The following is a 23,899-nucleotide window of genomic DNA, read 5'->3' on the forward strand; positions in this document are numbered from 1 at the left end:
GGGGGTGTTTCAGCGCCGTGCGGCCCAGATCATGCGCTCGGTGCGGACCGTCAGGTCGTCGCGGCGCAGGATGCTGCGGGGGCTCTCGGTGTCGAGCAACTGGTCGTAGGCGGCGAGGTCTTCGGGCGACAGCAGCTCGGCGACTCCGCCGCGCATACGCGTCAGGCCGCTGAGCGCGTAGCGGCCGATGGCCTCGGTGTGGGGCGCTCCGATGTTCACGGTGATGGTGCGTTCGCCCTCGACGGCGAAGCCGGCGGCGGTCAGCTTGGGGCCCCAGTCGGCGCCCCGGTGGGGCATTTTCTCGGCGTGGTGGCGGTCGAGCGCGGCATGGGCGCGGTCTTCGAGGCCGGGGCGTTCCGCCGGGGCGTCCTCGGGGAGGAAGCGCGGGAAGCCCGCGAGTTCCACGACGGCGAACAGGCCGCCGGGGGCGAGCGTTTCGTGGACCTGGCGCAGGGTGCGGTCGGGGTCGGCCATGTGGTGCATGGAGGCCGAGGCCCACACCAGGTCGGGGGTGCCGAGGTCGGGCCAGTCCGGTCCGTCGAGGTCGGCCTGGACGGTACGTACGCGATCCGCGAGCCCTGCCGCCTCGGCCTTCTCGCGCAGGCGGTCCAGGTGGGCGGTCGAGGTGTCGACGGCGGTGACCTCGGCGTCGGGGAAGCGCGCGAGCAGGGCGAGGGTGCCGGCTCCGGTTCCGCTGCCCAGGTCGACGATGTGGCGGGGAGCGGCCGTGACCGGCAGCCAGGCGGTGATGGAGGCGGTGTGCTCGGCGAGCACCTCGGCGTCGAGGTCGAGGAGCTCGGCCTGGTCGTGGGAGTCGTCGTGGTTGTGGTTGTGGTCGTGGGCGTGAGTGTGGGCGTGGGCCTCGTGCGGTGCGTGCGTCATGGCTCCCACGCTAAGAGGTCCCTGGGCCTGCGGCCCGGTCGCTTTCCGGAAGCGCAAGAAGGTCGGCTTCCCGGCTGCCGTACGCGCAAGAAGCGAGGTCAGGGAGGGTCAGCAGGGGTCAGGGCGTCTCGTTGGCGGCGCTCGGCTGGTGGCTGCGGCGGGCGTCGCGGTCGAAGATCCCCAGGATCTCGCACGGTCCGCCCTCGGCGCCGATGGCATGTGGAAGCATCGTCGGGAACTCGGCGGCCTGGTTGGTCTCCACCCGCAGGCGCCGGTTGCCCAGCAGCAGAACAGCCGTGCCGGAGAGCACGACGAGCCACTCGCGGCCCGGGTGGGCGCGCATCAGCGAGGGGTTGTCCGGCGGCGGGTTCGTCATGCGCTGGCGGATGACCGCCATGCCAGGGTCCGCCCGCACGCCCCAGCGCATCCGCTGATGGGTGACGTCGATCTCCGGGCTGGAGATGACGTCGTCCGTGCCCGTCTCGACCAGCTGGTCGAGGGTGGTGTCCATGGCGCGCGCGAGGGTGACGAGCTGGTCCAGGGCGAGGCGGCGCTGACCGTTCTCGATCCGGCTGAGCGTGGAGGGGCTGATCAGGGCGCGTCCGGCCAGCTCGTCCAGGGACCAGCCCTGCGCCAGGCGCAGGGCGCGGATCCGTTTGCGTACGAGGCTGTCGAGATCTCCGTCGTCTTGCGTCATGGGCATCAGGCTATGCCGTACGCGCAAATGTTGCTTGCGGTCCGGCGTGGCGGCTCCGGGGGGCTGGATAGGTTGCGCTCCAGGCCTTTGAGCTAAAGGGAGACATAGTGACTGTGGGACGCAGAATTTTCCTCGGTGGGTTCACTGCGGGAGCCGTGACCCTGGCGGGGGCCGGTGAAGCTGTGGCAGACACACAGCAGGCGGCCGGTGCGGCCGGTGACCCGACCGTGTTCGACGGGGAGGTCGTCGCAGACGGCTTCCGCGTGGACTCGGACACGGAAGCGGCCTTCCTCAAGACCACGTCGGCGACTGAGCACGCGGTGACGATCTATCAGGCCGGGACCTCGGGCCAAGGAGTGGCACTCAACGTCATATCCGACAACCCCCAGACCTCGGCGATCTACCTCACGGGCCATGAGATCGACCGCGGCACGCTGAAGATCGCGCACGTGGGCCGAGCGGACGGCGCGGACAAGGGCGCCTCCGCGCTGTCCATCGATCTTCAGACGACAGGCACCGCGTCGCAGGGCATCTTCGTCACCGCGACCCAGGGCCCCACATCGGGCAACCTGGTCACGTTGAGGAACAACGCGGGACGGGACGACTTCGTCGTGAAAGGCAGCGGCCGCATCGGAGTCGGGATCGAGTTGGGGGCCAACCCCTGGGCTCAGGTACACGTGGTGCAGGGATCGGCTCCGGCCGGAGTGATGGTCGAGGGCACCGTACGCGTGGGCAACGCGGCCACCGTCCCCACCGCCGTCGACTCCAAGGGCGGGGGCACCCTCTACGCGAAGGACGGCGCACTGTGGTGGCGTGGATCGGGCGGCACCGTGACCCGGATCGCCTCGGCCTGATGACACCGGACGACGGGAGCGCACCGTGCAACTGACCCCCGACCAGCTCGTCTCGGAGTTTCGTGACGCCGTGATGGAGCTGTACTTCGCCCGCAAACGCATCGCGGCCCTGGAAGCCGAGAACATGGCGCTGCGAGCAGAACTCCATCAGGCGGAACCCACCGCTACCGATTGATCGCCAACGCCAACGCCAACGCCACCACCGGACGCGCAGTGTCACGTTCCGGTCCGCGTCGCGTCCCGTGCCGACACCTGTTCCATGAGGGCCTCCACCACCGTCCTGACCTGCGGGTGGTCGCGGCGGTGGATCGTGGCGACGCCCAGGTGTCTGGCCGGGGCCGGCGGGGTGATCGGGACGGTGCGCAGGCCGGCGATGGGCGGGGTCTGTGCGATGGAGGGGATGAGGGAGATCCCCAGGCCCGCGGCGACGAGGGTGCGGGCGAAGAAGTAGTCGGTCGTCGTGCCGCGCAACTCCGGTACGAAGCCCGCGCGTTCGGCGTATCGCCGCAGATAGCCCTCGGTCTTCATGCAGCCGAGTACCCAGGGTTCGGCGGCCAGTTGGGCGATGTTGAGCGTCTCGCGGCCGGCCAGGGGATGCGCCTCGGGCAGGACGACGTGCAGCGGGTCCTCCATGAGCGGGGTCCATGCCAGGCTGGAGTTCGGACCCTGCTCACCGGGCAGCGGGCCGTCGAAGTGGTACGCGAGGGCCAGGTCCACGGCGCCCTGGCGCACCAGCGGCAGGCTCTCCTCGGGCTCGGCCTCCCGTACGTGGACCACGGTGCCGGGATGGTCCGCGGCGAGGCGGTCGAGCGCGGCGGGCAGCAGCAGCCGGCCGCCGCTGGTGAAGGTGGCGACGGTGATCTGGGTGCGGCCGGTGCCGAGCCGGTCGACCTGCTGCCTGGCGTGCTCCAGCTCCGCCGCGACCGACTCGGCGGCCCCGACCATGATCTGGCCGGCCGGGGTGAGCGTGACGCCTCGGGTGCTGCGCGCCACCACCTGGGTGCCGAGGCTGCGCTCCAGGGCGGCGACGTGCTGGGAGACGGCCGAGGCGGTGAGGTGCAGGGCAGCAGCTGCCCGGTTGAAACTGCCGTGCTCCGCCACTGCCCGCAGGACACGGAGCCGCTGCACATCGATCAACAGTTTTCCTTACAACGCATCCAGCAAGTAGGCACTTCTGCTGTGGACTGTAGGTGCCCAGGATGAGGGCATGCAAAAGCTTCAAGGGTTTCAGAAGGTCGCCGTCATCGGCGGAAGCCGCTACTTCGGCAAGCTCCTGGTCCAGCGTCTGCACGCCGCCGGCCACCAGGTCACGGTGATCAACCGCGGCTCCACCCCGCCGCCCGCAGGCGTCGAACACCTCGTGGTGGACCGCAACGACGAGGCGGCGCTGACCGCGGTGCTCGGCTCCCGTACCTTCGACGTCGTCATCGACCAGGTCTGCTACACCCCCGTGCAGGCCGCCATCGCCGCCCGCGTCTTCGCCGCCCGCACCCGGCGCTACGTCATGACGTCCACCATCGAGGTCTACGACCCGGCGACCGCCGCGCTGCCCGCCGTCCCGCCCGGCGCACCGGTGCCGGAGTCGGCCGTGGACCCGGCGGCCTGGCTGGTGCGGCTGGATCTGCCCTGGCACGACGAGGCGTACCTGGAGGCGCACTACGCCGAAGGCAAGCGCCAGGCGGAGGCCGTCTTCGCGCAGCAGCCGCAGCACAGCGGCCGGCCCGGGTTCGCTTTCGTCTCCGTACGCAGCGCACATGTACTCGGGGGCGGGGCGGCGGAGTTCACCGGCCGGCTCGCGCACTACACCGGCCGCATCACCCAGGGAACGCCGATCGCCGTGCACGCCGAGGCGCTGCCCACGGTCTTCATCCACTACGAGGAACTCGCGGACCTGCTCCAGTGGGCGGCCACCGCCACCGATGCCACAGGACCGGTCAACGCCGCATCCGACGGCCCGCTCGACGTGCACGGCCTGGGTGCGGTGATTGCCGCGCAGACCGGGCGCGAGCCCGTGTACCGGGAGGTCGGGGCGGGCGAGGCGGCCTCGCCGTTCTCCTTCGACCGGCACTACGCCATGAGCAACTCCCGCGCGAAGGAGCTGGGTTACAGCTTCTCCCGCACCACGGACTGGCTTCCCGCCGCCGTGGCCGAGACCCTCGCCGCCTGAGGAGGCACACCATGCGGTACCGCACGATCGGGAACTTCACCGTCAGCGCGATCGGCCTGGGCGCCATGCCGCTGTCCATCGAGCACCGACCTGACGAAGAGCGCGCCGTCGCCACCGTCCACGCGGCCCTCGACGCCGGGGTCACGCTCATCGACACCGCCGACAGCTACCACTGGCACGCCGGCGAAAGCGGCCACAACGAACTCCTCATAGCCCGCGCCCTCGCCCGCTACGGCGGCGACACCTCCGGCGTCCTCGTCGCCACGAAGGGCGGTCGCGGGCGTCCGGGCGACGGGAGCTGGACCGTCGATGCCACTCCCGCACACCTCAAGCGCGCCGCCGAGGCGTCCCTGCGGCGGCTGGGCGTCGAGTCGATCGGCCTGTACCAGCTGCACAAGCCGGATCCGGCCGTCCCCTGGGCCGAATCCGTGGGCGCGCTGCGGGAGTTGATCGATTCCGGCACGATCCGTGCCGCCGGGATCTCCAATGTCACCGCTGACCAGATCCGGGAGGCGTACGAGATCCTCGGGGGCGGGCTGGTCTCCGTACAGAACCAGTACTCCCCGGCGGTGCGCGACGCCGAGCCCGCCGTGCGGCTGAGCACGGAACTGGGGCTGGCCTTCCTGCCCTGGAGCCCGCTGGGCGGCATCAGCCGCAGCTCCCTCGACGGGCCGTCCGGGCCGACCTCGGCGGACACGGCTTTCCACCGGATCGCGGCCGGGCGGGGCGTGAGCCCTCAACAGATCGCTCTGGCATGGCTGTTGGCGTGCTCCCCGGCAGTGATCCCGCTCCCGGGAGCAAGCCGTCCGGAATCGATCCGGGACTCTGCGGGGGCGGCCGATCTCGAACTGAGCGAGACGGAGAGGGAGCAGCTGGAAGGAGGACACTCACTCCTTTCCACTCTCAACGTATAGCTCACGGGGGGCCTTGCGGCAAGGCCCCCCGGGCCCCGCATAATCGGCGGCCGAGGCCAGTAGCTGCGAAAATGGGGACTTCATTCATGATTGACGTGATCGTGGTCGGTGGCGGACCGACCGGCTTGATGCTCGCCGGTGAACTGCGCCTGCACGGGGTGCAGGTGGTCGTACTGGAGAAGCTGACCGCGCCGACGGGGGAGACGCGCGGGCGCGGTCTGCACACGCGCAGCGTCGAGATGATGGACCAGCGGGGGCTGCTCGACCGGTTCCTCGCGGTCGGCGAGAAGTTCAAGGTCGGCGGATTCTTCGGCGGCATCCACAAGGAGTGGCCCGAGGGGCTCGACACCGCGCACCCGTACGGCATCTCCGCCCTGCAACCGGACACCGAGCGGCTGCTGCGCGAGCACGCGCTCGAAGGGGGCGCGGAGATCCGGGGCGGCTGCGAGGTGGTCGGCCTGAGCCAGGACGAGGACGGGGTGACGGCCGAACTCGCGGACGGCACACAGCTGCGCTCGCGCTATCTGGTCGGCTGCGACGGCGGGCGCAGCCTGGTCCGCAAGGAACTCGGCATCGCGTTCCCGGGCGAGCCCGCCACGGCCGAGACGCTGCTCGGCGACATGGAGATGACCGAGGACCAGGAGACGGTCGCCGCGGTCGTCGAGGAGGTCCGCAAGACGCACCTGCGGTTCGGCACGATCCCCAACGGCGACGGTACGTACCGCGTCATCGTGCCCGCCGAGGGCGTCTCCGAGGACCGTGGCGCCGCGCCGACCCTCGACGACTTCAAGGAGCGGCTGCGCGCGGTGGCGGGCACCGACTTCGGCGTGCACTCGCCGCGCTGGCTGTCGCGTTTCGGGGATGCCACCCGTCAGGCCGAGCAGTACCGGGCGGGCCGGGTGCTGCTGGCGGGCGACGCGGCGCACATCCACCCGCCGACGGGTGGGCAGGGGCTCAACCTCGGCGTGCAGGACGCGTTCAACCTGGGCTGGAAGCTGGCCGCGGCGGTCAACGGCTGGGCGCCGGAGGGCCTGTTGGACACGTATCACGCGGAACGGCACCCGGTGGGCGCGCGGGTGGTGGACAACACCCGTGCACAGATGACCCTGTTGGGGACGAGCGCGGGGGCGGCCGCCCTGCGGGATCTGCTCTCGAAGCTGATGGACTTCGACGAGGTGAACGAGTACATGACCGGAATGGTCTTCGCGCTCGACATCCGCTACGACTTCGGCGAGGGCCACGCACTGCTGGGCAGGCGCCTGCGGGACGTCGCGCTGAAGCAGGGACGGCTGTACGAGCGGATGCACTCGGGCCGGGGCCTGCTGCTCGACCGGACGGGCGCCCTCTCGGTGGAGGGCTGGGCGGACCGGGTCGACCATGTCACGGACGTGGGTGAGGAGTTGGATGCTCCGGCGGTGCTGCTGCGGCCGGACGGGCATGTGGCGTGGGTGGGGGAGGACCAGGCGGATCTGCTCGGTGCGCTGCCCACGTGGTTCGGCACGGCGGCCGGCTGACGGGGGAGGGGGAGGGGAGGGGATGGGAACGGTGCGTGCGGAAAGCCTTGTATCCGCGGTGCGGGCGGGAAACGTCACTGCGGTGCGAAACCTCTTGGCGCTGGGCGCGGATCCGAACGAGGAGACGGGTGCGGACGGGCTGCCCGTGCTGTGCACGGCGGTGGCGGCGTACGACGCACCGGTGGCCGAGGCGCTGGTGGAGGGCGGGGCCGACCCCGACTGCGTACTGCCCGACGGGACGACACCGCTGTGGCGCGCCGTGGACGGCGGCTCTCCGGCGGTCTTCACGGCGGTCCTGGGGCAGGAGCCGCGCCTGCGGCTGCCGGAGGACGCGCGTACGAAACTCCTTGCCCTGGCCAGGAGTTGGTACGAGACGGGCGCGGAAGCGGAGCTACGGCGCAGGACGGGGGCGCCGGGGCCCGCGACCAGGCTCCAGATCCTGGACGACCCGTACACCTCTGTCGATCAGGTCTCCTTGGGCGGCCAGGACGTACGAGCCGGACACGGCGCCATCCTGACCTCGATGGAATGGGCCTTTCGCATCCTGACGCCGGTCGAAGAACTCATCCGCCGTGCCGTTCTCCCCCAGGACGAGGACCACGTGGACTGGTGGGAGGCCGCCTCGGTGCTCGGCCGGCGCGGGAGCACCGAAACGCGCTCGGCGGTGCTGGCCTACCGCCACCACCCCGACCCGTTGCACCGCCGCTTCGTGGTGCTCTGCCTGTGGATGCGGGCGATCGTCGGTACCGGCGGGTCCACAGCCGAGAACGAGGAGGCCGATTTCCTGGCCGCCTGGGCATCGGAGGAGACGGACGGCGAGACCTTGGCGAAGGTGCTCGACGCCTTCACCGAGCACGAGCATCCGCGCATGCGGGCGATCGTCCTCCGCCACATCGACCACCCCGACCCGCGCGTACGCCGAGAGGTCCCCTGCGGCCTCCCCACGCTCGACGAGCCCCTCACCCCCGAGGCCCGGGAAGCGTTGCTCACCCTCATGCACGACCGCGACGCCGACGTCCGACTGAACGCGTGCCGAGCGGGGATCCGGGACGAGGTCCTGCTCCCACAGGTCACCCAGGCGCTGCTGATCCTGGCCGTGGACGCGGACACGCGGATCCGGGGTGCGGTCGCGGCGGATCTCGCCGCGTGCCGGGTCCGCACGCCCGAAGTCTCCGAAGCCTTGTGGGGACTGCTCGACGAGGACGACCAACTGACCCGCCTGGAAGCGGCGTACGGCCTGGCCCTGCGCGACGACCCACGAACCGGCGAGGCGGCCGACCGCGTGGGCCCTCTCGCCGAGGACCACGGAGACGACCACCGGGTGAGCGCACTGTGGGACTGGCATAGGAATCCCCTATAGCGCGTACTGCTATTTCGTCTTTGCCTCGCATTCTTTTCCGTACGTACGGTGAAACCAGCCATTACGGGATCGAGAGGACCGACGAAATGACAACGCAGGAATTCGCAGGAAAGCGTGCCCTGGTCACTGGCGGTACGCGTGGAATCGGCGCCGCCATCGTGCGCCAACTCCTGGACGCGGGCGCCGAAGTGCTCACGACGGCCCGTTCGGCATCGAGCACGGCGCCCGACGGGGCCGCCTTCGTGGCGGCCGACGTACGGACGCGGGCCGGTGCGGAGGCGGTCGCCACGGCCGTGCGGGAGGAGCTCGGCGGGGTGGACATTCTGGTCCACAACGCGGGTGGGGCGAGCCCGTACAAGGACGCTTCGGCCATCCCCGACGAGGAGTGGCAGGACGCGCTGGACCTCAACTACCTGGCCTCGGTACGGCTGGACGCGCTGCTGGTCCCGGGGATGCGGGAGCGGCGTACGGGCAGGATCGTGCACGTCTCCTCGGCTGCGGTCCGCACCCCGATGGGGCCGTTCCTGCACTACACGGCGGCGAAGGCCGCGCTGGAGAACTACAGCCGGGGTCTGGCCCTGGAGCTGGCGCCCTCCGGAATCCGGGTCAACACCGTGACCCCGGGCAGGGTCACCACCCCCGGCGGCGAGGCGACCCGCGAACAGTGGGCGAACCTGAGCGTGGCGCCCGGCCCGACGAACGCCGACGACACCACCCCGCTGGGGCGCGACGGCCGGCCCGACGACATCGCCAATGCGGTGCTTTTCCTGGTGTCCGACCGGGCCGACTGGCTGACCGGCAGCAATGTGGTCATCGACGGCGGTGAATTCCCTAGGGGCTGAATGCGAATTCGCTCCAGTTCTCCTGACGGAGAAATTCGAGCAGAGCCGCCTCCGCCGGTCCCGCACCCTGCCGGAGCACGGCGATCACGGGCTGGGACACGGCAGGGGACACCGGCCGTACGAGGTGCTCGTACCCATCGGGCACCGCGGACGCCGGTACGAGCGTCACCCCGAGCCCCTGGGCGGCCCAGCGCACGGCAGTCGCGGTCTGCGACACGCGGGCGGCGGTGACCGGGGCCGGATCGTCCTCCCGCAGCGCGTTCAGCAGTACGCCGTCGAGCGCACTGTCCCGGTCGAACCGCACCCACGCCTCGCCCGCCAGCGCACTCAACTCCACGCGCTCGGCGGCGAGTTGTGGGTGCCCTTCGCCCAGCACCACGACGAACTCCTCGTCGCCGAGGTGATGGGCGTCGGCGGGGCTCCGCTCGCACGCCGCCATCAGGGCGAGGTTCACCGCACCCCGGCGGCAGAGCCGCTCCAGTTCGGCGGAGCTCGGCTCCTCGAAGACGGTCACCTCCAGGCGCGGCGAGCGGCGCCGCAGCGCACCGAGCGCGCCCGGCAGCTGCCGTGTCCCGAACCCCATCTGCACGGACACGACCAGCTCGCCCACCAGCTCATCGGCCCCGGCCCGCGCGGTAGCCCGAGCCCGCCGCGACGCACTGACCGCGACCTCGGCCTCCCGCAGAAACGCACGCCCGACCACGGTCGGCACCAGCCCCGTAGGCGTACGGGCGAACAACTCCACGCCCAGCTCCCGCTCCAGCCCCCGGATCTGCTGCGACACCGACGGCTGCGCGACGCGCAACAGCTCCGCGGCGGCGGTCACGGAGCCCTCTTCGGCAACGGCCAGGGCGTACTCGTACTGCCGAAGACTCATCGACTCCGGTCCTCCTCCGCTGGCCCTGTCGGCGCTTCCGCTGTCGTAGCAGGCAACCCGGCGCCGGCGGCGGGGATTCCCTCGTCCGGGGTCATGTCGTACTCGTCGACGTCCAGCGCGGCGCCGGTGGCGGCGAGGAAGGCCAGTACGTCGCTGTCCAGGTGCCAGCCGAAGAGGTGGGGAGGCTGCTCCGGGCTGTCCGGCTCGAGCTGCTCTTGGTCGTGCTCGACGTCGTTGAAGTAACGCACGATCTCCAGCACTGCTCCGCCGCTTTCCTCCGCAGACAGCTGACCGGCAAGTCCGGCGATGCGGTCTGCGTGGGGACGTAGCCGGTCCAGGACATGGGCGACCTGCTCGTCCACGCGCAACCCGGGCTCCCGGCAGACGATCTTCCAGGAGTGCTCGACAGGGATCACCGCAGGATGCGTCGAGCGGCTGCCGCGGACAGAGACCTCGTCGGGCTCGATGCCCAGCAGCTCGGCCATCTCCGCCGCGGACGTGTGTCGGCTGAACAGTGCGAAGTAGACGTACTGATGAAGGGGCACTCGGGGAAGATACTCGGGTGAGCGATTGCGGTGCCCCGCCCGCCCGTGGCGTGGAACACTTTTGCAAGCAGGCGCTTGCAAAAGTTAGCAGGGAGGGTGCAGCATCGGGGCATGGCATCGCTCAACGTCGGCAATCTCGGGGAGTATCTGCGCGAACAGCGGCGCAACGCGCAGCTGTCGTTGCGTCAACTCGCCGATGCCGCCGGGGTGTCCAACCCGTACCTCAGTCAGATCGAGCGCGGCCTGCGCAAGCCGAGTGCGGAGATTCTGCAGCAGTTGGCCAAGGCGCTGCGGATCTCCGCGGAGACCTTGTACGTGCAGGCCGGGATCCTCGACGAGCGGGAGCGGGAGCAGGACGAGTTGGAGACGCGGGCCGCCATTCTGGCGGACCCCTCCATCAATGAGCGGCAGAAGCAGGCGCTGCTCCAGATCTACGAGTCCTTCCGCAAGGAGAACGGCGCGGACGGGCTCGCGGCAGATGCGGATGCCGGCACACCCTCGTAAGCATTGAATGGATCCGGGAGGACCACAGTCATGGCCATTACCGATGAACTGCGCACCCCCATCTACTTCGCGGCCGGCACGGCCGACTACGCCGTGCAGCAGGCGAAGAAGGTTCCGGCGCTGATCGAGAAGATCCAGGCCGAGGCCCCGGCCCGTATCGACGCCGTGCGCAAGACCGACCCGAAGGCCGTACAGGACAAGGCAGTTGCGCAGGCCAAGGAAGCCCAGGCCGGTGCGCAGGCCAAGTTCAACGAGATCTTCTCCACCATCGACACCGACCTGAAGAAGATCGGTGAGACGACTCAGGACCTGGCGCTGCGCGGCGTGGGCCTGGCCGCCGAGTACGCGGTCAAGGCGCGCGAGGCGTACGAGAAGGTCGCCGAGCACGGTGAGCAGGCCGTGAAGCAGTGGCGTGGCGAGGCCGCCGAGGAGATCGTCGAGATCGCCGCGGTCGTCGAGCCCGATGAGGAGACGAAGCAGGAGAAGAAGCCGGTCGTCGCCGAGGAGCCCAAGGCCGCCAAGGCCGAGGCCAAGCCCGCTCCGGCCAGGAAGGCTCCGGTCAAGAAGACGGCCGCTGCCAAGAAGACGACGCCGCCCGCCAAGTGACGCTTCGCGAACAGTGACGGGCCGGGCACCATGGGGGTGTCCGGCCCGTTGTTACGGGTACGGTGACCCGCGTACTGGACGACATGGATAGGTGGTGGGCGTTGTGCTGATGTCGGCATTCGGCGGCCTGATGTGGCTGATCTTTACCGCCATTTTGGTGCTCGCGGTGGCTGCCTTCGTGCTGGCCGCGCTGGCCCGGGAGGACGCTTACCGCGCCGCGGACAAGAAGACCAAGCCGTTCTGGCTGATCATTCTGGGCATCGTCGTCGCGGTGAATCTGTTCGTGCCGATGCTGTTCCTGCAGCTCGCGGGGCTCGTCGCGTCCATCGTGTTCTTCGTGGACGTGCGGCCCGCGCTCAAGCAGGTCAGTGGTGGCGGCGGCCGGGGCCGCCGGGGCGGTGGCTCCAGCAGCGACGGGCCTTACGGGCCGTACAACGGCGGGCGCTGACCCCCTGGGCCCGCCGCGAGGGGCGCTGCTAGCGGCGCCGCTCAAGGAGCAGTACCGCCACGTCGTCCGTCAGCTCGCCCCCGTTGAGGTCGCGCACCTCCGCGACCGCCGCCTCCAGCAGGCTCTCGCCGCCCAGGCCCGCCGCGGTCTGGCGGTCGATCATCTCCAGCATGCCCTCCTGGCCCAGGCGCTGGTTCCCCTGGCCGATACGGCCCTCGATCAGCCCGTCCGTGTACATCAACAGGCTCCAGGCGCCGCCCAGTTCGACCTGGCGGCGCGGCCACCGGGCGCGCGGCAGCAGGCCGAGCGCCGGGCCGCCGTTCTCGTACGGGAGGAGCTGTGAGGGCCCGTCGCCCCGGGTGATCAGCGGTGCCGGGTGGCCGGCGAGGCTGAGGCCGGCGCGGCGGCCGTCGGGGGCGATGTCGACCGTGCAGAGCGTGGCGAAGAGCTCCTCGCTCTCGCGCTCGTTCTCCAGGACCTGCTGGAGGGTGGAGAGCAGCTCGTCCCCGCACAGGCCCGCGAAGGTCAGGGCGCGGTAGGCGATACGGAGCTGGACGCCGAGCGCCGCCTCGTCGGGGCCGTGGCCGCAGACGTCGCCGATCATCGCGTGGACGGTGCCGTCGGGGGTGCGCACGACGTCGTAGAAGTCGCCGCCGAGCAGTGCGCGGGAGCGGCCGGGGCGGTAGCGGGCGGCGAAGCGCAGGTCGGAGCCCTGGAGCAGCGGGGTGGGGAGCAGGCCGCGCTCCAGGCGGGCGTTCTCCTGGGCGTGCAGCCGGGACTCGGCCAGCTTGTACTGGGCGATGTCGGCGCGTTTTCTCTCCACCGCGTACCGGATGGCCCGGCTCAGCAGCCGCCCGTCCAGCTCGTCGCGGGAGAGGCAGTCCTGGGCGCCGGTCCGTACGGCCTCGGCGGCGTCCTCGGGGCCGTGGCCGTCCCCCGCCAGGGCCAGGACGGCATGGCGCGGCGCGATGCGCAGGACGTGGTCCAGGGCGGCGGGGCCCATCGCCAGGTCGAGCAGGATGCAGTGGACGTCGTCGGTGAGGAGCCGCTCGGCCTCGGTGAGGTTGCGGGCGGTGCGGACACGGACGCGGGTCCCCGCGGCGTCGAGCGGTTCGGGCACGGAGAACGTGCCCGCGGGGTCGTCCTGGATCACCAGCAGGTTGAGGCTGGTGTAACCGGTCGATCCCGTCGCGCCTGCTGCCGTGCTGTCTGTGGACTGCCCCCTGGTCTGGTGGGGCAGAACGGCCTGACCGCTCTCCATCGCTTCGGTTCCTTCCCTCCCCCCGAGGGCGCGGAACGACGAACGACGTCCCACCGTCGGGGACCATAGCGTTAGCTGCGGCTCCTACGGAATGGCGGGCACGAACCGGCCAGCGTCATATGCCGCATCCTGTACCGCAATTGGGCACCGGCGCCCTTCCCACGGATGAGATACATCACGCCGGAGACCCCTCCGGAGGGGTTTATTTGTCAGGCCGTACGACACCCAGGATCGGCATCGAGCCCGCCCCGGTCATCGTCACATTCCGTCCGGGACGCGGTGCGTGCACGATCGCGCCGTCCCCCACATACATCCCGACGTGGGTCGCGTCACTGAAATAGATGATGAGGTCGCCGGGGCGCATGTCCTTGATGGCCACATGCGGCAGCTGCGCCCACTGCTCCTGCGAGGTCCGCGGGATGGGGTGCCCCGCCGCCAGCCAGGCCTGCGAGGTCAGCCCCGAGCAGTCGTACGACTTGGGCCCCTCGGCTCCCCATACATACGGCTTGCCCATCTGCGCGGCGGCGAACTGCACCGCCTTCTTCCCCTGTGCGCTCGCCTCGCTGTTGATCTCGTTCAGTATTCCGGTGCTCAGCCAGGTCGTCTGCGCCTTGTACTCCTGCGCCTCTTCCAGCTTCAGCAGCCGCGCCAGCTCCTCCTTCTCCAGCGAGGACTCCAGCTTCTTGGCCGCGGCGATCTGCTCCGTGATCTGCTTTTTGCTCTTCGCCTGCTTGATGCGATTGGCTTCCAGCTTCGTCCAGTTGGTGCCCGCGTCCTTGGTGTACGCCGCGAGGTCGTCCTGGGTCTGGTTCAGCTCGCCCAGCAGGTTCGACGTCGCCTGCTGCCCCGCCCGCAGCCGGTCAGCCCCGTCCAGGAACTGCTGGGGGTCGCCGCTGAGCATCATCTGCGCGCCGACCGGAAGCCCGCCGCTGCGGTACTGCTCGCGCGCCTGCGCCCCCGCCTGGGCCTTCAGCTTGTCGATCTTCTCCTGGCCGGCGACGATCGACTTCGCGAGCCCGACGATCTCCGCGGACTGCTTCTTGGCCTCCTCCACGGCGAGGTTGTACGCATCCGTGGCGGCCCCCGCCCTGCGGTAGAGGTCGTCGATCTCCTGGCGTACCTCTTCGAGGCTCTTCTTGGGCGCGTGCGGATCGGCGTGCGCGGCAGTCGCGTGAAGGACCGGCATGGTCAGTGCGCAGACCAGGGCGATCGCGGCAGCGGCTCGGCGTCGTCGGTTCACGAGCTCCCCCTCCAGAGCTGATTTACCGTCAGTAACTTAGCGGGTCAGCGCGATACTGCCACGCCCCCCTCGAATGCGACAGAGGCGTACACCTGCCACATACGGATACGGAGAATACGAACAAGATCCCCCACGAGTTCCCCGCGTGCGCCCTAACGAGGTGCCAGCGCCGACCAGTTCACCGTCACTTCGCCCTGCCTCCACCGGCGGGCATCGTCCGTCAGCGGCCAGTCCGCCGAGAGTTCACGCACCGCCGTGATCCAGCGCTGCCGCGCCCCGAGCGAGGCGTACGGAGCCGCGGCCGCCCATGCCCGGTCGAAGTCCCGCAGGAACGCGTGCACCGGCTCGCCCGGCACATTGCGGTGGATCAGCGCCTTGGGCAGCCGCTCGGCCAGGTCCGAGGGGCGCTGAAGCGAGCCGAGCCGCGTCGCGAAGGTCACTGTGCGCGGCCCTTCGGGTCCCAGTGCGACCCACACATGCCGCCGCCCGATCTCGTCGCAGGTCCCCTCCACCAGCAGCCCGCCGGGCGCCAGCCGCGCGCGGAGCCGCTCCCAGACGGCGCCGACCGCCTCCTCGTCGTACTGCCGCAGCACATTGGCCGCCCGGATCAGCAGCGGCCGCCGCCCGCCGGGCAGCGGCACCTCGAAGCCCCCGTGCGCGAAGGTCAGGCCTTCGCGTTCGTACGGTTTCGCCGCCGCGACCCGGGCCGGCTCGATCTCGATGCCGACCACCTCGGCCGCCGGCGCAGCGGTGCGCAGCCGCGCGAGCAGCTCGACCGCGGTCCAGGGGGCGGCTCCGTACCCCAGATCGACGGCCAGGGGGTCGTCGGCGGAGGCCAGCGCGCGCCCGTGGGCCGCGGCGATCCAGCGGTCCATGCGGCGCAGCCGGTTGGGGTTGGTGGTCCCGCGGGTGACGGCGCCGACGGGGCGGGAGTGGGGCGGGGCCATAAGGCGAGGGTATGCGAGAAGTGTCGAGGTAATCATTTGGCAAAGTGGAAATGAAAGAGAGGGTTCCGCTGGTTTCGCCTTTTGACGGGGTAGCCGCGCCCTGTCGGTCGGGCCTGCCCAAACCGGCCGGACCTGCCCGAGCGACGAGAGGACCCACGTGACCCAGTACGTGTCCCGGCTCGGGAGCCGCCTCGCCACCCCCGCCAGGCCCTCGCGCCTGTTCGCGGGCAGTCGCAGGCCCCGCCGGATCGCCATGCTCAGCGTGCACACCTCACCGCTGCATCAGCCGGGCACGGGCGACGCGGGCGGCATGAACGTATACATCGTCGAGCTGGCCAAGCGCCTCGCCGCGATCAACATCGAGGTCGAGATCTTCACCAGGGCCACCACCGGCGGCCTGGCGCCCCTGGTCGAGCTGGCCCCCGGCGTCCTGGTCCGCCACGTCGACGCGGGGCCGTACGAAGGGCTCGCCAAGGAGGAGCTGCCCGCCCAGCTCTGCGCCTTCACGCACGGCGTGATGCAGGCCTGGGCAGGACACCGCCCCGGCTACTACGACCTGGTCCACTCCCACTACTGGCTGAGCGGCCACGTCGGCTGGCTCGCCGCCGACCGCTGGGGCGTCCCCCTGGTCCACGCCATGCACACCATGGCCAAGGTCAAGAACGCCGCACTCGCCGAGGGCGACACCCCCGAGCCCGCGGCCCGCGTCATCGGCGAGACCCAGATCGTCCGCGCCGCAGACCGCCTCATCGCCAACACCGACGAAGAGGCCGACGAGCTCGTACGCCACTACGAGGCCGACCCCGGCAAGGTCGCCGTCGTCCACCCCGGCGTGAACCTGGACCGCTTCCGCCCGGCCGACGGCCGCGCCGCCGCCCGCGCCCGCCTGGGCCTGCCGCGCGACGCCTTCATCCCGCTCTTCGCGGGCCGCATCCAGCCCCTCAAGGCCCCCGACATCCTGCTCAGGGCGGTGGCCGTACTCCTCGACGAGGACCCCTCCCTGCGCGGCCGCATGATCGTCCCCGTGGTCGGCGGCCCCTCGGGCAGCGGCCTCGCCAAGCCGGAGGGCCTGCAGAAGCTGGCCGCGCGCCTGGGCATCGCGGACGTCGTCCGCTTCCACCCGCCGGTCGACCAGGAACGCCTCGCGGACTGGTTCCGGGCGGCCTCCGTGCTGGTCATGCCCTCGTACAACGAATCCTTCGGCCTGGTCGCCATAGAGGCCCAGGCGGCCGGCACCCCGGTCGTCGCGGCAGCGGTCGGCGGCCTTCCGGTGGCGGTGGGGGACGGGCGGACCGGCTTCCTGGTCCCCGGCCACGATCCGGCCGCGTACGCCCACGCACTGCGCCGCTTCATCGACCACCCGCACCTGGTGGACTCCATGGGGGAGGCGGCCGCCCGGCACGCCCGCTCCTTCGGCTGGGACACCGCCGCGTCCGCGACGGCGGACGTCTACACCGCCGCGGTGCACGAACACCGCCGTCACGTACGCTCGCACCATGGCTGACGAGCGCGCGCCCCACGGGCCCCACGAGGTCATCGAGCAGGTCTTCAAGGACTCCGAGCTGGAGTGGGAGAGCCCCGAACCGGGTTCGTACGTCGTGAAGCTGCCCGGCACCCGCAAGCTCTCCACGACCTGCTCCCTGATCGTCGGCAAGCACTCGCTCTCGGTCAACGCGTTCGTGATCCGCCACCCCGACGAGAACCAGGAAGCGGTCAACCGCTGGCTGCTGGAGCGCAACCTCCGCCTCTACGGCGTGAGTTACGCGATCGACTCGCTCGGCGACATCTACCTGGCGGGCAAGCTCCCGCTCGCCGCGATCACCCCCGACGAGCTGGACCGCCTGCTCGGCGTGGTCCTCGAAGCCTCGGACGGTGCGTTCAACACGCTGCTGGAGCTGGGTTTCGCGAGCGCGATCCGCCGCGAGTACGCGTGGCGGGTCTCCCGGGGCGAGTCGACCCGGAATCTGGATGCGTTCACACATCTGACCCAGAAGCCCGCCAAGTAGCGCTCCCACGCGGGCGATTCACGGCTGTTCACTGCTGCGCGACCCCTTCCCCACCAGGGGCACCCGTGGCATGCTCACCGCCGACGCACACGTGAACACAGTTCACATCCATGGAAGGTGGGCTCATGGGAAGCAGCATCAGCAGGCGAGGCCTTCTCGGCAGCGCGACAGCCGTCGCCGCGATCGCCGCGACCGGAGGCATCGCGTCCGCCGCACCCCGAGGACAGGGCGGCCGCGACGAAACCACCCCCATCTGGCGGGAGTTCACCAAGGCCCCCTTCACCCACCCCCAGATCCCGTACATCGGCAGCGCGGGCCGCCGCACCGGCGAACGCACCCACCCCCGCCGCCCCGTCGTCGCCAACGTCCTCCATTACGGGGCCACTTCGGACGGTTCCACCGACTCGGCCCCCGCGATCAACCGTGCCGTCGCCGCTGCCGGCGAACGCGGCGGCGGCACGGTCCTCATCCCGGCCGGCACGTACCGGATCGACGACTACATCCGCATCGGCCACAGCAACGTCACGCTGCGCGGCGCCGGCAGCGCCCGCACCAAGCTCTACGCGACGAAGAACCTCACCGAGCTCATCGGCGTCTACGGCTCCCGCTACGGAGGTACGAAATCCTCCTGGTCCTGGGCGGGCGGCCTGATCTGGCTCTGCCCGAAGGACCGTTTCGCCACCCTCACCGCCGCGATCCAGGCCAAGGCCTGGCCCTTCGAGGGCTGGACCGGCAACAAGCGCGACGAGTGGCAGACCCTCACCACGGTCGCGCCGGCCGAGCAGGGCGACCGCACGATCACCGTCGCCGACACGCACCACATCCGCCGCGGCGACCTCGTACTCCTGCGCCTCGCCGACGACGCCGACCACACGCTCCTGGAGCACATGGCCGGCGGCGGCGCGGGCCCCGAGGCGTACTACTGGGACGACAAGACCAAGGTCACGTCCTACGTCCCCTACGAGTGGCCGGTCCGCATCACCCGCGTCCACGGCCGCCAACTCACCCTGGAGCGCCCGCTTCCGCTCGACATCCGCCCCGAGTGGGACCCCCGCCTGACGACCACGGTCACCCCGCTCGTGAACTCCGGCGTCGAAGGCCTCACGCTCGAAGCGATCCTCACCCCGCAGTCCGAGCACCTCCTGGACAAGGGCTACAACGGGGTGACCTTCCAGTGCGCGTACGACTGCTGGGCGGACGACGTCACCGTACGCAACGTCGACAACGGCTTCGGCCTGGTCGGCGCCTCCGCCAACACCCTCACCCGCACCCGCGTCGAGGGCCGCGGCTCGCACCACCCGTACTTCTGCCGCGAGGGCTCCCACGACAACCTCATCGAGGACTTCACGATCGCCCAGCGCACGGTCCCCGCACCCGCCAACACCCAGCTGCACGGCATCAATGTGGAAGGCCTGTCCTCCTACAACGTCTGGTCGCGCGGCACGATGGAGATGGGCACCTTCGACTCCCACCGCGGCCTGCCCTTCGCCAACGTCCGCACGGACATCACCGTGAACAACAACGGCAGGCACGGCGGCGACGCGAGCGCGGGCCCCCTCTTCGGCGCCCGCTTCACGCACTGGAACATCCGCGTCACCAACGGCCGCGCGGGCCTGATGAGGATCGACGGACTGGCGCCGTGGAGCGCGAGCGTCGGGATCTCGACGGTGACCGAGTTCGACCAGATCGACGTCCCCGACTTCACCGGGGACCTCCACACGCGCCTGGAGGCGTACGGAGCCCCCGAATCCGTACACCCCCAGAATCTCCACGACGCCCAACGCGCGCTGCGGCGGGCCTAGTTCGTCTGGACCGCGTACACATAGCGCGAGCCCGCGTACTCGCTCAGGTTCCACAGCACGTCCTGGCCGTACGACCAGGAACCCGCGTCCCCGGCGTGCAGGCTCAGGTCCTCGGGGCCGACCGGAAGTCCGGTCAGGGCGGACGGAGTGGTGGCCGTCGAGGCGAGCGTGCGCAGAGTGCCCTTGCCGGTGGGGCCGTTGCTGACCGACAGGAAGTGCTTGCCGAGCTTGCAGACGGAGCCCTGTACCTTCGCCTGCTTGACGGTGAGCGCTTCCTTCGGGGCCACGGACTTCAGCAGACGCGTGGTGCTGTCCACCTCCCAGCGCACCAGCTTCGGGGTCTTCACCGGGGCGCCGGTGCCGATGAAGGGGCCGTCGGTGTAGGTGACGGCGGGGTCGGTGTCGGTGAGCGTGGAGCCGGAGTACTCGCTGACCACCAGTGAGTCGGGGGTGCTGGAGCGGTCGAGGGCGACGGCGGAGTAGCGCACGTACTTGCCCGCGTTGTCGTAGGCGCGGCTCTGGGAGAGGACGTACTGGTAGCCGTAGCCGTAGTACTCGCCGTCGGCGGTGTTGAGCCCGCACAGGGTCTCGTCCCCGGTGTTGACCTCGAACATCGCGTTGAGGTCGAAGACCCTCAACCCGTAGAAGGTGTCGACGACATAGACATGATTCCCGTACCAGGTGATGCCGCCCGCGTGCTTGCGCACCGGCGCGAACGACGGCGCCCCCGACGAGGTCAGCACCGGCTCGACCAGCAGGACATGGCGGTACACCGGGGCGGACTTCGAGGTGTAGTCGACGAGGCTGATCCGCAGCCCCTTGTCGAGCGTGCCGTCCGGTACGTCGGCGTACCAGGCCACCATCACGACGCGCTTGCCGCCCGCCGGATACACCCCGTCCCCCAGCGCGTCCGCGCTCGTCGCTATCCCCTGCGGTATCCATTCCGTGGTGTCGCCGTCGCCCGCCTTCCAGGTGAAGGCGTCCGCGAGGTAGGAGGCGGAGACCCCCGGGACGGAAGTGACGTGCGTGGCCGCCCGGTTGGCGCTGGCGACGACCGTCTCGTACGAAGCCTTCCCCAGCTTCCCTGCCAGCGCCGCGTTCACCGTGGCGAACTGTTCCCCGTTACGGTTTTCGGTCCGGTCCTTGAGCGCGAACTGCCCTGCGTCGATCGGGGCGGCCTCCGCCACCGACGGAGCGATGGCGGCCCCCGCCGCCGTGGCGAACGACGCGCCGGCCAGACCCTTGATGATCGTCCTTCGTGTCATGGTCATGGGGCGAGACCCTAGGTGAATCACCCCTGCCGGCACACGGGTTGGACCGGATTCTTTGCTTACGCAGCCGCCGCGGATCCGGCGGGGGAGGCGGCGGGCGCGACGGCGGCCGCGCCCTCGACCACCGGTCCCGCCTGCTCCTTTTCGTCGGACAGCGTCCGCATCAACAGCCAGTACCCGGCGCCCGCCACGGTCCCGAGGACCGCGCACATGCCCCACAGCCACTCCGCGCCGAACCGGTCGATCACCAGTCCCGACATCAGCGGGGCGACGAGTGCGGCCACTGCCCACGACATCGTGTACATGCCCTGGTAGCGCCCGCGCCCATGGGTGGGCGAGAGCCGCACCACGAGCCCGGTCTGCGTAGGCGCGTTGACGATCTCGGCGAGCGTCCAGACGCAGATGGTCAGCGCGTACATCCCGACCGAACCGGCGAAGGCGGTCAGCCCGAATCCGTACCCCGCGAGCACCGACGAGATGATCAACAGCCGCCGCGGGTCGCGGTGTTCGATGAACCGCGTCACCGGAATCTGCAGCGCGACGATCAGCACGCCGTTCACCGCGACGGCCATCCCGTAGTCGGCACTGCTGAACCCGGCCGCGCCCATGGCGACCGGCAGCCCGACGAACCCCTGCTGAAAGATCAGCGCGACGAGAAAGGACAGCCCGACGACACTCATGAACCGTCCGTCGCGCAGCACGGTCCCCATGCCCACGCTGGGCTCGGCGGCGGCTTCCTTCGCCGTCCGCTCGGGCCGCGACTCCGGAATCTTGGCGAAGACCAGCACCGCACAGGCCAGCGTCATCGCGGCCTCGCCCATGAAGCCCGCGAGATAGCTGTACTGGGCGATGAGCCCGGCCCCCATCGAGGACACGGCGAACCCCAGGTTGATCGCCCAGTAGTTCAGCGAGAAGGCCCGCACCCGATCCTCGGGCTTCACGATGTCGGCCATCATCGCCTGCACGGCGGGCCGCGAGGCATTGCTCGCCATGCCGACCAGGAAGGCGACGCCCGCGATGGCGGCCGGATCCTTCATGAACCCGAGCAGGGCGACGGACAGCGCGGTGGAGACCTGCGCGATCAGCATCGTCGGCCGCCGCCCGAGCCGGTCGGTCATGACCCCGGCGCCCAGGGAGGAGACGACGCCGCCGAGCCCGTGCAAGGAGGCGACGAGCCCCGCGTACGAGGCCGAATATCCCTGGTCCAGGGTCAGGTACAGCGCCATGAAGGTGGCGACGAACGCCCCGAGCCGGTTCACCAGTGTGCTGGCCCACAGCCACCAGAACTCCCTGGGCAGCCCGCTCACGCTCTCGCGCGCGGCACGTCTCAGGCTGTCGACAGACATGCGGGATCCCCCCAGGGATGTAAGTGGCTCAGCAGTGCTCCGCAACTTACATACAGTTCACGCCCGAACGCCACTCAATTGACGGCAGCAGTCAACTGTCCGCCCCTCGGCTGCGCGCGCGGAGCCCCCGTACCGTCGATTAGGCTCGGACACATGGCCGACGCACCGTACAAGCTGATCCTCCTCCGCCACGGCGAGAGCGAATGGAACGCGAAGAACCTGTTCACCGGCTGGGTGGACGTCAATCTCACCGAGAAGGGCGAGAAGGAGGCGGTCCGCGGCGGTGAGCTGCTCAAGGACGCCGGCCTGCTCCCCGACGTACTGCACACCTCGCTCCAGAAGCGCGCGATCCGCACCGCGAACCTCGCGCTCGAGTCCGCCGACCGCCACTGGATCCCGGTCCACCGCAGCTGGCGCCTGAACGAGCGCCACTACGGCGCCCTCCAGGGCAAGGACAAGGCGCAGACCCTGGCCGAGTTCGGCGAGGAGCAGTTCATGCTCTGGCGCCGCTCGTACGACACCCCGCCGCCCGCCCTCGAGGACGGCACCGAGTTCTCCCAGTCCGAGGACCCGCGCTACGCGACGATCCCGCCGGAGCTGCGCCCCCGCACGGAGTGCCTCAAGGACGTCGTCGACCGGATGCTCCCGTACTGGTACGACGGCATCGTCCCGGACCTCCTGTCCGGCAAGACGGTCCTGATCGCCGCCCACGGCAACAGCCTCCGCGCCCTGGTCAAGCACCTGGACGGCGTCTCCGACGCGGACATCGCGGGCCTGAACATCCCCACCGGCATCCCGCTCGCCTACGAGTTGGACGCCGACTTCAAGCCGCTGAAGCCGGGCGGCACCTACCTCGACCCGGACGCGGCAGCCGCGGCCATCGAGGCGGTCAAGAACCAGGGCAAGAAGAAGTAACCAGCCCCGATCAAGCCCCCTGCCTGCGGTTTCTCCGCCGGCTGGGGGCTTTTTGGGTGGTCCTACTCGGGCAGGGCATCCCGGCGGACGCGCGGCCGGCTTGCGAGGTGCCGGAGGCCCTGGCGCAGTACGACGCGGACGCCGGCGTTCAGGTGTCCGGCCCACGCGGGGTCGAGTTCGCCCCTGAGCACGCTGTAGTAGGCCAGCGCATAGCCGAACTGGCGGTCGGTGAGATAGCCGAGCCGTTGGGATGCATCGCGCGTTCCCGTAAGCATCCGGTCCGTGAGGTCACCCAGCGGAACGACCGAGAATCCCTGGGACGCCTTGGTGAAGTGGTAAGCCGCATTGGCGGTGAAGACGCCCATGCCGAGATAGACGGTGACCAGGTCGGTCAGCAGTTCGCCGTCCACGCTCAGCCCCTCAATCCGGTTCTCGCCGAGCAGCCGCGCGTGACCGAGCTCGTGGGCGATCACCGCCGCGAAAACGGGCGGTTCCTCGGCCTCCCGGATGTCGAGCTCGATCTGCGCGCGCCCGTCGACCTTCCGGTAGAGCCCGACCGTCCTGTGGCGATCTCGGCTGCTCAACGGGGAGCGCGCGTCGTCCGGTGCGCTCTCGAAGAGCGAGATCGTGATGCCGTCGGGGTCCGCTCCCATGATCGCCCCGACGCGCCGCACCAGTTGCTCGGTCTGCTCCTGGGATGCCTCGAATCCCACGGGGAGAAGCTCGGGTCCGGGCAGTGCGACCGCCTTGCGCAGCGGAGCGGTGCCGAACTCCTTCACGCACCAGCGCATCCACGTCTCGATCCACTCCTGGTGCCCGGGCGGCACGGGACACGCGTCGGACGGCTCGGGGCGTACCCACGCCTTCTCACCCACCGTGCGGGGAACCACCCGTGCCCTCC

25 protein-coding genes are annotated in these 23,899 nt (G+C 70.4%); 14 read left to right on the forward strand and 11 right to left on the reverse strand.

All coding sequences use genetic code 11. The features are described from left to right. Positions 1–9 precede the first annotated feature (9 nt). Together AB0H78_RS11965 and AB0H78_RS11970 are read right to left on the reverse strand one after the other, a co-directional pair. Entirely contained in the window at positions 10–882 is an 873-nt protein-coding gene (locus AB0H78_RS11965) for a class I SAM-dependent methyltransferase (protein WP_363234213.1), read from the reverse strand. Between the two features lie 118 nt (positions 883–1,000). Then, positions 1,001–1,579, reverse strand: coding sequence for a helix-turn-helix transcriptional regulator (locus tag AB0H78_RS11970; RefSeq protein WP_363234214.1), 579 nt, complete (start codon positions 1,577–1,579; stop codon positions 1,001–1,003). A gap of 182 nt (positions 1,580–1,761) precedes the next feature. Here AB0H78_RS11970 and AB0H78_RS11975 point away from each other — a divergent pair, with 182 nt between their 5' ends. Beyond that, positions 1,762–2,433, forward strand: coding sequence for a hyaluronoglucosaminidase (locus AB0H78_RS11975; protein ID WP_363234215.1), 672 nt, complete (start codon positions 1,762–1,764; stop codon positions 2,431–2,433). 25 nt (positions 2,434–2,458) lie between these two features. Then, entirely contained in the window at positions 2,459–2,608 is a 150-nt protein-coding gene (locus AB0H78_RS11980) for a hypothetical protein (protein WP_363234216.1), read from the forward strand. A 41-nt stretch (positions 2,609–2,649) separates the two neighbouring features. Here AB0H78_RS11980 and AB0H78_RS11985 read toward each other — a convergent pair whose 3' ends face one another. Beyond that, a complete protein-coding gene (locus AB0H78_RS11985; protein ID WP_363234217.1) occupies positions 2,650–3,570 on the reverse strand; it encodes a LysR family transcriptional regulator in 921 nt (306 codons plus the stop codon). Positions 3,571–3,640: 70 nt separating this feature from the next. On the opposite strand from AB0H78_RS11985, the gene AB0H78_RS11990 reads away from it, so the two are divergent. The 5 genes from AB0H78_RS11990 (at position 3,641) to AB0H78_RS12010 (ending at position 9,230) form a co-directional block, all read left to right on the forward strand. Continuing rightward, positions 3,641–4,600 carry an NAD-dependent epimerase/dehydratase family protein gene (locus AB0H78_RS11990; RefSeq protein WP_363234218.1) on the forward strand — a complete coding sequence of 320 codons (960 nt, stop codon included), beginning with the start codon at positions 3,641–3,643 and terminating at the stop codon, positions 4,598–4,600. An 11-nt stretch (positions 4,601–4,611) separates the two neighbouring features. Further along, positions 4,612–5,514 carry an aldo/keto reductase gene (locus AB0H78_RS11995; RefSeq protein WP_363234219.1) on the forward strand — a complete coding sequence of 301 codons (903 nt, stop codon included), beginning with the start codon at positions 4,612–4,614 and terminating at the stop codon, positions 5,512–5,514. A gap of 86 nt (positions 5,515–5,600) precedes the next feature. Next, positions 5,601–7,028: a rifampin monooxygenase gene (gene rox, locus AB0H78_RS12000; RefSeq protein ID WP_363234220.1), complete on the forward strand. Its 1,428-nt coding sequence runs from the start codon at positions 5,601–5,603 to the stop codon at positions 7,026–7,028. Positions 7,029–7,050: 22 nt separating this feature from the next. After that, positions 7,051–8,388 (forward strand): ankyrin repeat domain-containing protein, encoded by a 1,338-nt coding sequence (locus AB0H78_RS12005; protein WP_363234221.1) that lies wholly within the window; start codon positions 7,051–7,053, stop codon positions 8,386–8,388. Positions 8,389–8,474: 86 nt separating this feature from the next. Continuing rightward, positions 8,475–9,230: an SDR family oxidoreductase gene (locus AB0H78_RS12010; protein WP_363234223.1), complete on the forward strand. Its 756-nt coding sequence runs from the start codon at positions 8,475–8,477 to the stop codon at positions 9,228–9,230. Here the strand turns inward: AB0H78_RS12010 and AB0H78_RS12015 are convergent. Both AB0H78_RS12015 and AB0H78_RS12020 read right to left on the reverse strand, forming a co-directional pair. Further along, positions 9,220–10,107, reverse strand: coding sequence for a LysR family transcriptional regulator (locus tag AB0H78_RS12015; RefSeq protein ID WP_363234224.1), 888 nt, complete (start codon positions 10,105–10,107; stop codon positions 9,220–9,222). The genes AB0H78_RS12010 and AB0H78_RS12015 overlap by 11 nt on opposite strands. After that, positions 10,104–10,652 (reverse strand): DUF4279 domain-containing protein, encoded by a 549-nt coding sequence (locus AB0H78_RS12020; protein ID WP_363234225.1) that lies wholly within the window; start codon positions 10,650–10,652, stop codon positions 10,104–10,106. The genes AB0H78_RS12015 and AB0H78_RS12020 overlap by 4 nt, the downstream gene beginning before the upstream one ends. Positions 10,653–10,763: 111 nt before the next feature. Between AB0H78_RS12020 and AB0H78_RS12025 the strand changes: the two genes are divergently transcribed. The 3 genes from AB0H78_RS12025 (at position 10,764) to AB0H78_RS12035 (ending at position 12,210) form a co-directional block, all read left to right on the forward strand. Continuing rightward, positions 10,764–11,156: a helix-turn-helix transcriptional regulator gene (locus AB0H78_RS12025; protein ID WP_363234226.1), complete on the forward strand. Its 393-nt coding sequence runs from the start codon at positions 10,764–10,766 to the stop codon at positions 11,154–11,156. 30 nt (positions 11,157–11,186) lie between these two features. After that, positions 11,187–11,762: a hypothetical protein gene (locus AB0H78_RS12030; RefSeq protein ID WP_363234227.1), complete on the forward strand. Its 576-nt coding sequence runs from the start codon at positions 11,187–11,189 to the stop codon at positions 11,760–11,762. Between the two features lie 103 nt (positions 11,763–11,865). Then, entirely contained in the window at positions 11,866–12,210 is a 345-nt protein-coding gene (locus AB0H78_RS12035; protein WP_363234660.1) for a DUF2516 family protein, read from the forward strand. 28 nt (positions 12,211–12,238) lie between these two features. Here the strand turns inward: AB0H78_RS12035 and AB0H78_RS12040 are convergent, their stop codons facing one another. The 3 genes from AB0H78_RS12040 to AB0H78_RS12050 all read right to left on the reverse strand — a co-directional run bounded on the left by AB0H78_RS12040 (position 12,239) and on the right by AB0H78_RS12050 (position 15,658). Further along, positions 12,239–13,471 carry a fused response regulator/phosphatase gene (locus AB0H78_RS12040; RefSeq protein WP_363234228.1) on the reverse strand — a complete coding sequence of 411 codons (1,233 nt, stop codon included), beginning with the start codon at positions 13,469–13,471 and terminating at the stop codon, positions 12,239–12,241. 202 nt (positions 13,472–13,673) lie between these two features. After that, positions 13,674–14,711: an NlpC/P60 family protein gene (locus AB0H78_RS12045; protein ID WP_363234229.1), complete on the reverse strand. Its 1,038-nt coding sequence runs from the start codon at positions 14,709–14,711 to the stop codon at positions 13,674–13,676. 152 nt (positions 14,712–14,863) lie between these two features. Continuing rightward, positions 14,864–15,658 (reverse strand): class I SAM-dependent methyltransferase, encoded by a 795-nt coding sequence (locus AB0H78_RS12050; protein WP_363234230.1) that lies wholly within the window; start codon positions 15,656–15,658, stop codon positions 14,864–14,866. A gap of 157 nt (positions 15,659–15,815) precedes the next feature. On the opposite strand from AB0H78_RS12050, the gene mshA reads away from it, so the two are divergent. The 3 genes from mshA (at position 15,816) to AB0H78_RS12065 (ending at position 19,466) form a co-directional block, all read left to right on the forward strand. After that, positions 15,816–17,162, forward strand: coding sequence for a D-inositol-3-phosphate glycosyltransferase (gene mshA, locus AB0H78_RS12055; protein ID WP_363234231.1), 1,347 nt, complete (start codon positions 15,816–15,818; stop codon positions 17,160–17,162). Beyond that, a complete protein-coding gene (locus tag AB0H78_RS12060) occupies positions 17,155–17,664 on the forward strand; it encodes a YbjN domain-containing protein (RefSeq protein WP_363234232.1) in 510 nt (169 codons plus the stop codon). Before mshA ends, AB0H78_RS12060 begins: the two co-directional genes overlap by 8 nt. Positions 17,665–17,789: 125 nt before the next feature. Further along, complete coding sequence (locus AB0H78_RS12065; RefSeq protein WP_363234233.1) at positions 17,790–19,466, forward strand: glycosyl hydrolase family 28-related protein; 1,677 nt, start codon at positions 17,790–17,792, stop codon at positions 19,464–19,466. On the opposite strand, the gene AB0H78_RS12070 is transcribed toward AB0H78_RS12065, so the two are convergent. After that, complete coding sequence (locus AB0H78_RS12070) at positions 19,463–20,737, reverse strand: hypothetical protein (protein ID WP_363234234.1); 1,275 nt, start codon at positions 20,735–20,737, stop codon at positions 19,463–19,465. The genes AB0H78_RS12065 and AB0H78_RS12070 overlap by 4 nt on opposite strands. A 59-nt stretch (positions 20,738–20,796) precedes the next feature. After that, positions 20,797–22,083 (reverse strand): MFS transporter, encoded by a 1,287-nt coding sequence (locus AB0H78_RS12075; RefSeq protein ID WP_363234235.1) that lies wholly within the window; start codon positions 22,081–22,083, stop codon positions 20,797–20,799. A gap of 153 nt (positions 22,084–22,236) precedes the next feature. Here AB0H78_RS12075 and AB0H78_RS12080 point away from each other — a divergent pair, with 153 nt between their 5' ends. Further along, entirely contained in the window at positions 22,237–22,998 is a 762-nt protein-coding gene (locus AB0H78_RS12080) for a phosphoglyceromutase (protein WP_363234236.1), read from the forward strand. A 62-nt stretch (positions 22,999–23,060) separates the two neighbouring features. Here the strand turns inward: AB0H78_RS12080 and AB0H78_RS12085 are convergent, their stop codons facing one another. Continuing rightward, entirely contained in the window at positions 23,061–23,888 is an 828-nt protein-coding gene (locus tag AB0H78_RS12085; protein ID WP_363234237.1) for a hypothetical protein, read from the reverse strand. Positions 23,889–23,899 lie beyond the last annotated feature (11 nt).

Origin of the sequence: Streptomyces sp. NPDC050738 (assembly GCF_040654175.1) — a bacterium.
In the GTDB taxonomy this organism is placed as follows: Bacteria; Actinomycetota; Actinomycetes; order Streptomycetales; family Streptomycetaceae; genus Streptomyces.

Excerpts from the sequence above, each read along its gene's own strand:
- AB0H78_RS12075 (WP_363234235.1), bottom strand. The coding sequence starts at position 22,083 with ATGTCTGTCGACAGCCTGAGACGTGCCGCGCGCGAGAGCGTGAGCGGG.
- AB0H78_RS12010 (WP_363234223.1), top strand. The coding sequence starts at position 8,475 with ATGACAACGCAGGAATTCGCAGGAAAGCGTGCCCTGGTCACTGGCGGT.
- AB0H78_RS12005 (WP_363234221.1), top strand. The coding sequence starts at position 7,051 with ATGGGAACGGTGCGTGCGGAAAGCCTTGTATCCGCGGTGCGGGCGGGA.
- AB0H78_RS12060 (WP_363234232.1), top strand. The coding sequence starts at position 17,155 with ATGGCTGACGAGCGCGCGCCCCACGGGCCCCACGAGGTCATCGAGCAG.
- AB0H78_RS12025 (WP_363234226.1), top strand. The coding sequence starts at position 10,764 with ATGGCATCGCTCAACGTCGGCAATCTCGGGGAGTATCTGCGCGAACAG.
- AB0H78_RS12040 (WP_363234228.1), bottom strand. The coding sequence starts at position 13,471 with ATGGAGAGCGGTCAGGCCGTTCTGCCCCACCAGACCAGGGGGCAGTCC.
- AB0H78_RS12030 (WP_363234227.1), top strand. The coding sequence starts at position 11,187 with ATGGCCATTACCGATGAACTGCGCACCCCCATCTACTTCGCGGCCGGC.
- AB0H78_RS11970 (WP_363234214.1), bottom strand. The coding sequence starts at position 1,579 with ATGACGCAAGACGACGGAGATCTCGACAGCCTCGTACGCAAACGGATC.
- AB0H78_RS11965 (WP_363234213.1), bottom strand. The coding sequence starts at position 882 with ATGACGCACGCACCGCACGAGGCCCACGCCCACACTCACGCCCACGAC.
- AB0H78_RS11995 (WP_363234219.1), top strand. The coding sequence starts at position 4,612 with ATGCGGTACCGCACGATCGGGAACTTCACCGTCAGCGCGATCGGCCTG.
- AB0H78_RS12050 (WP_363234230.1), bottom strand. The coding sequence starts at position 15,658 with ATGGCCCCGCCCCACTCCCGCCCCGTCGGCGCCGTCACCCGCGGGACC.
- AB0H78_RS12070 (WP_363234234.1), bottom strand. The coding sequence starts at position 20,737 with ATGACCATGACACGAAGGACGATCATCAAGGGTCTGGCCGGCGCGTCG.
- AB0H78_RS12065 (WP_363234233.1), top strand. The coding sequence starts at position 17,790 with ATGGGAAGCAGCATCAGCAGGCGAGGCCTTCTCGGCAGCGCGACAGCC.
- AB0H78_RS12080 (WP_363234236.1), top strand. The coding sequence starts at position 22,237 with ATGGCCGACGCACCGTACAAGCTGATCCTCCTCCGCCACGGCGAGAGC.
- AB0H78_RS12015 (WP_363234224.1), bottom strand. The coding sequence starts at position 10,107 with ATGAGTCTTCGGCAGTACGAGTACGCCCTGGCCGTTGCCGAAGAGGGC.
- AB0H78_RS11990 (WP_363234218.1), top strand. The coding sequence starts at position 3,641 with ATGCAAAAGCTTCAAGGGTTTCAGAAGGTCGCCGTCATCGGCGGAAGC.
- rox (WP_363234220.1), top strand. The coding sequence starts at position 5,601 with ATGATTGACGTGATCGTGGTCGGTGGCGGACCGACCGGCTTGATGCTC.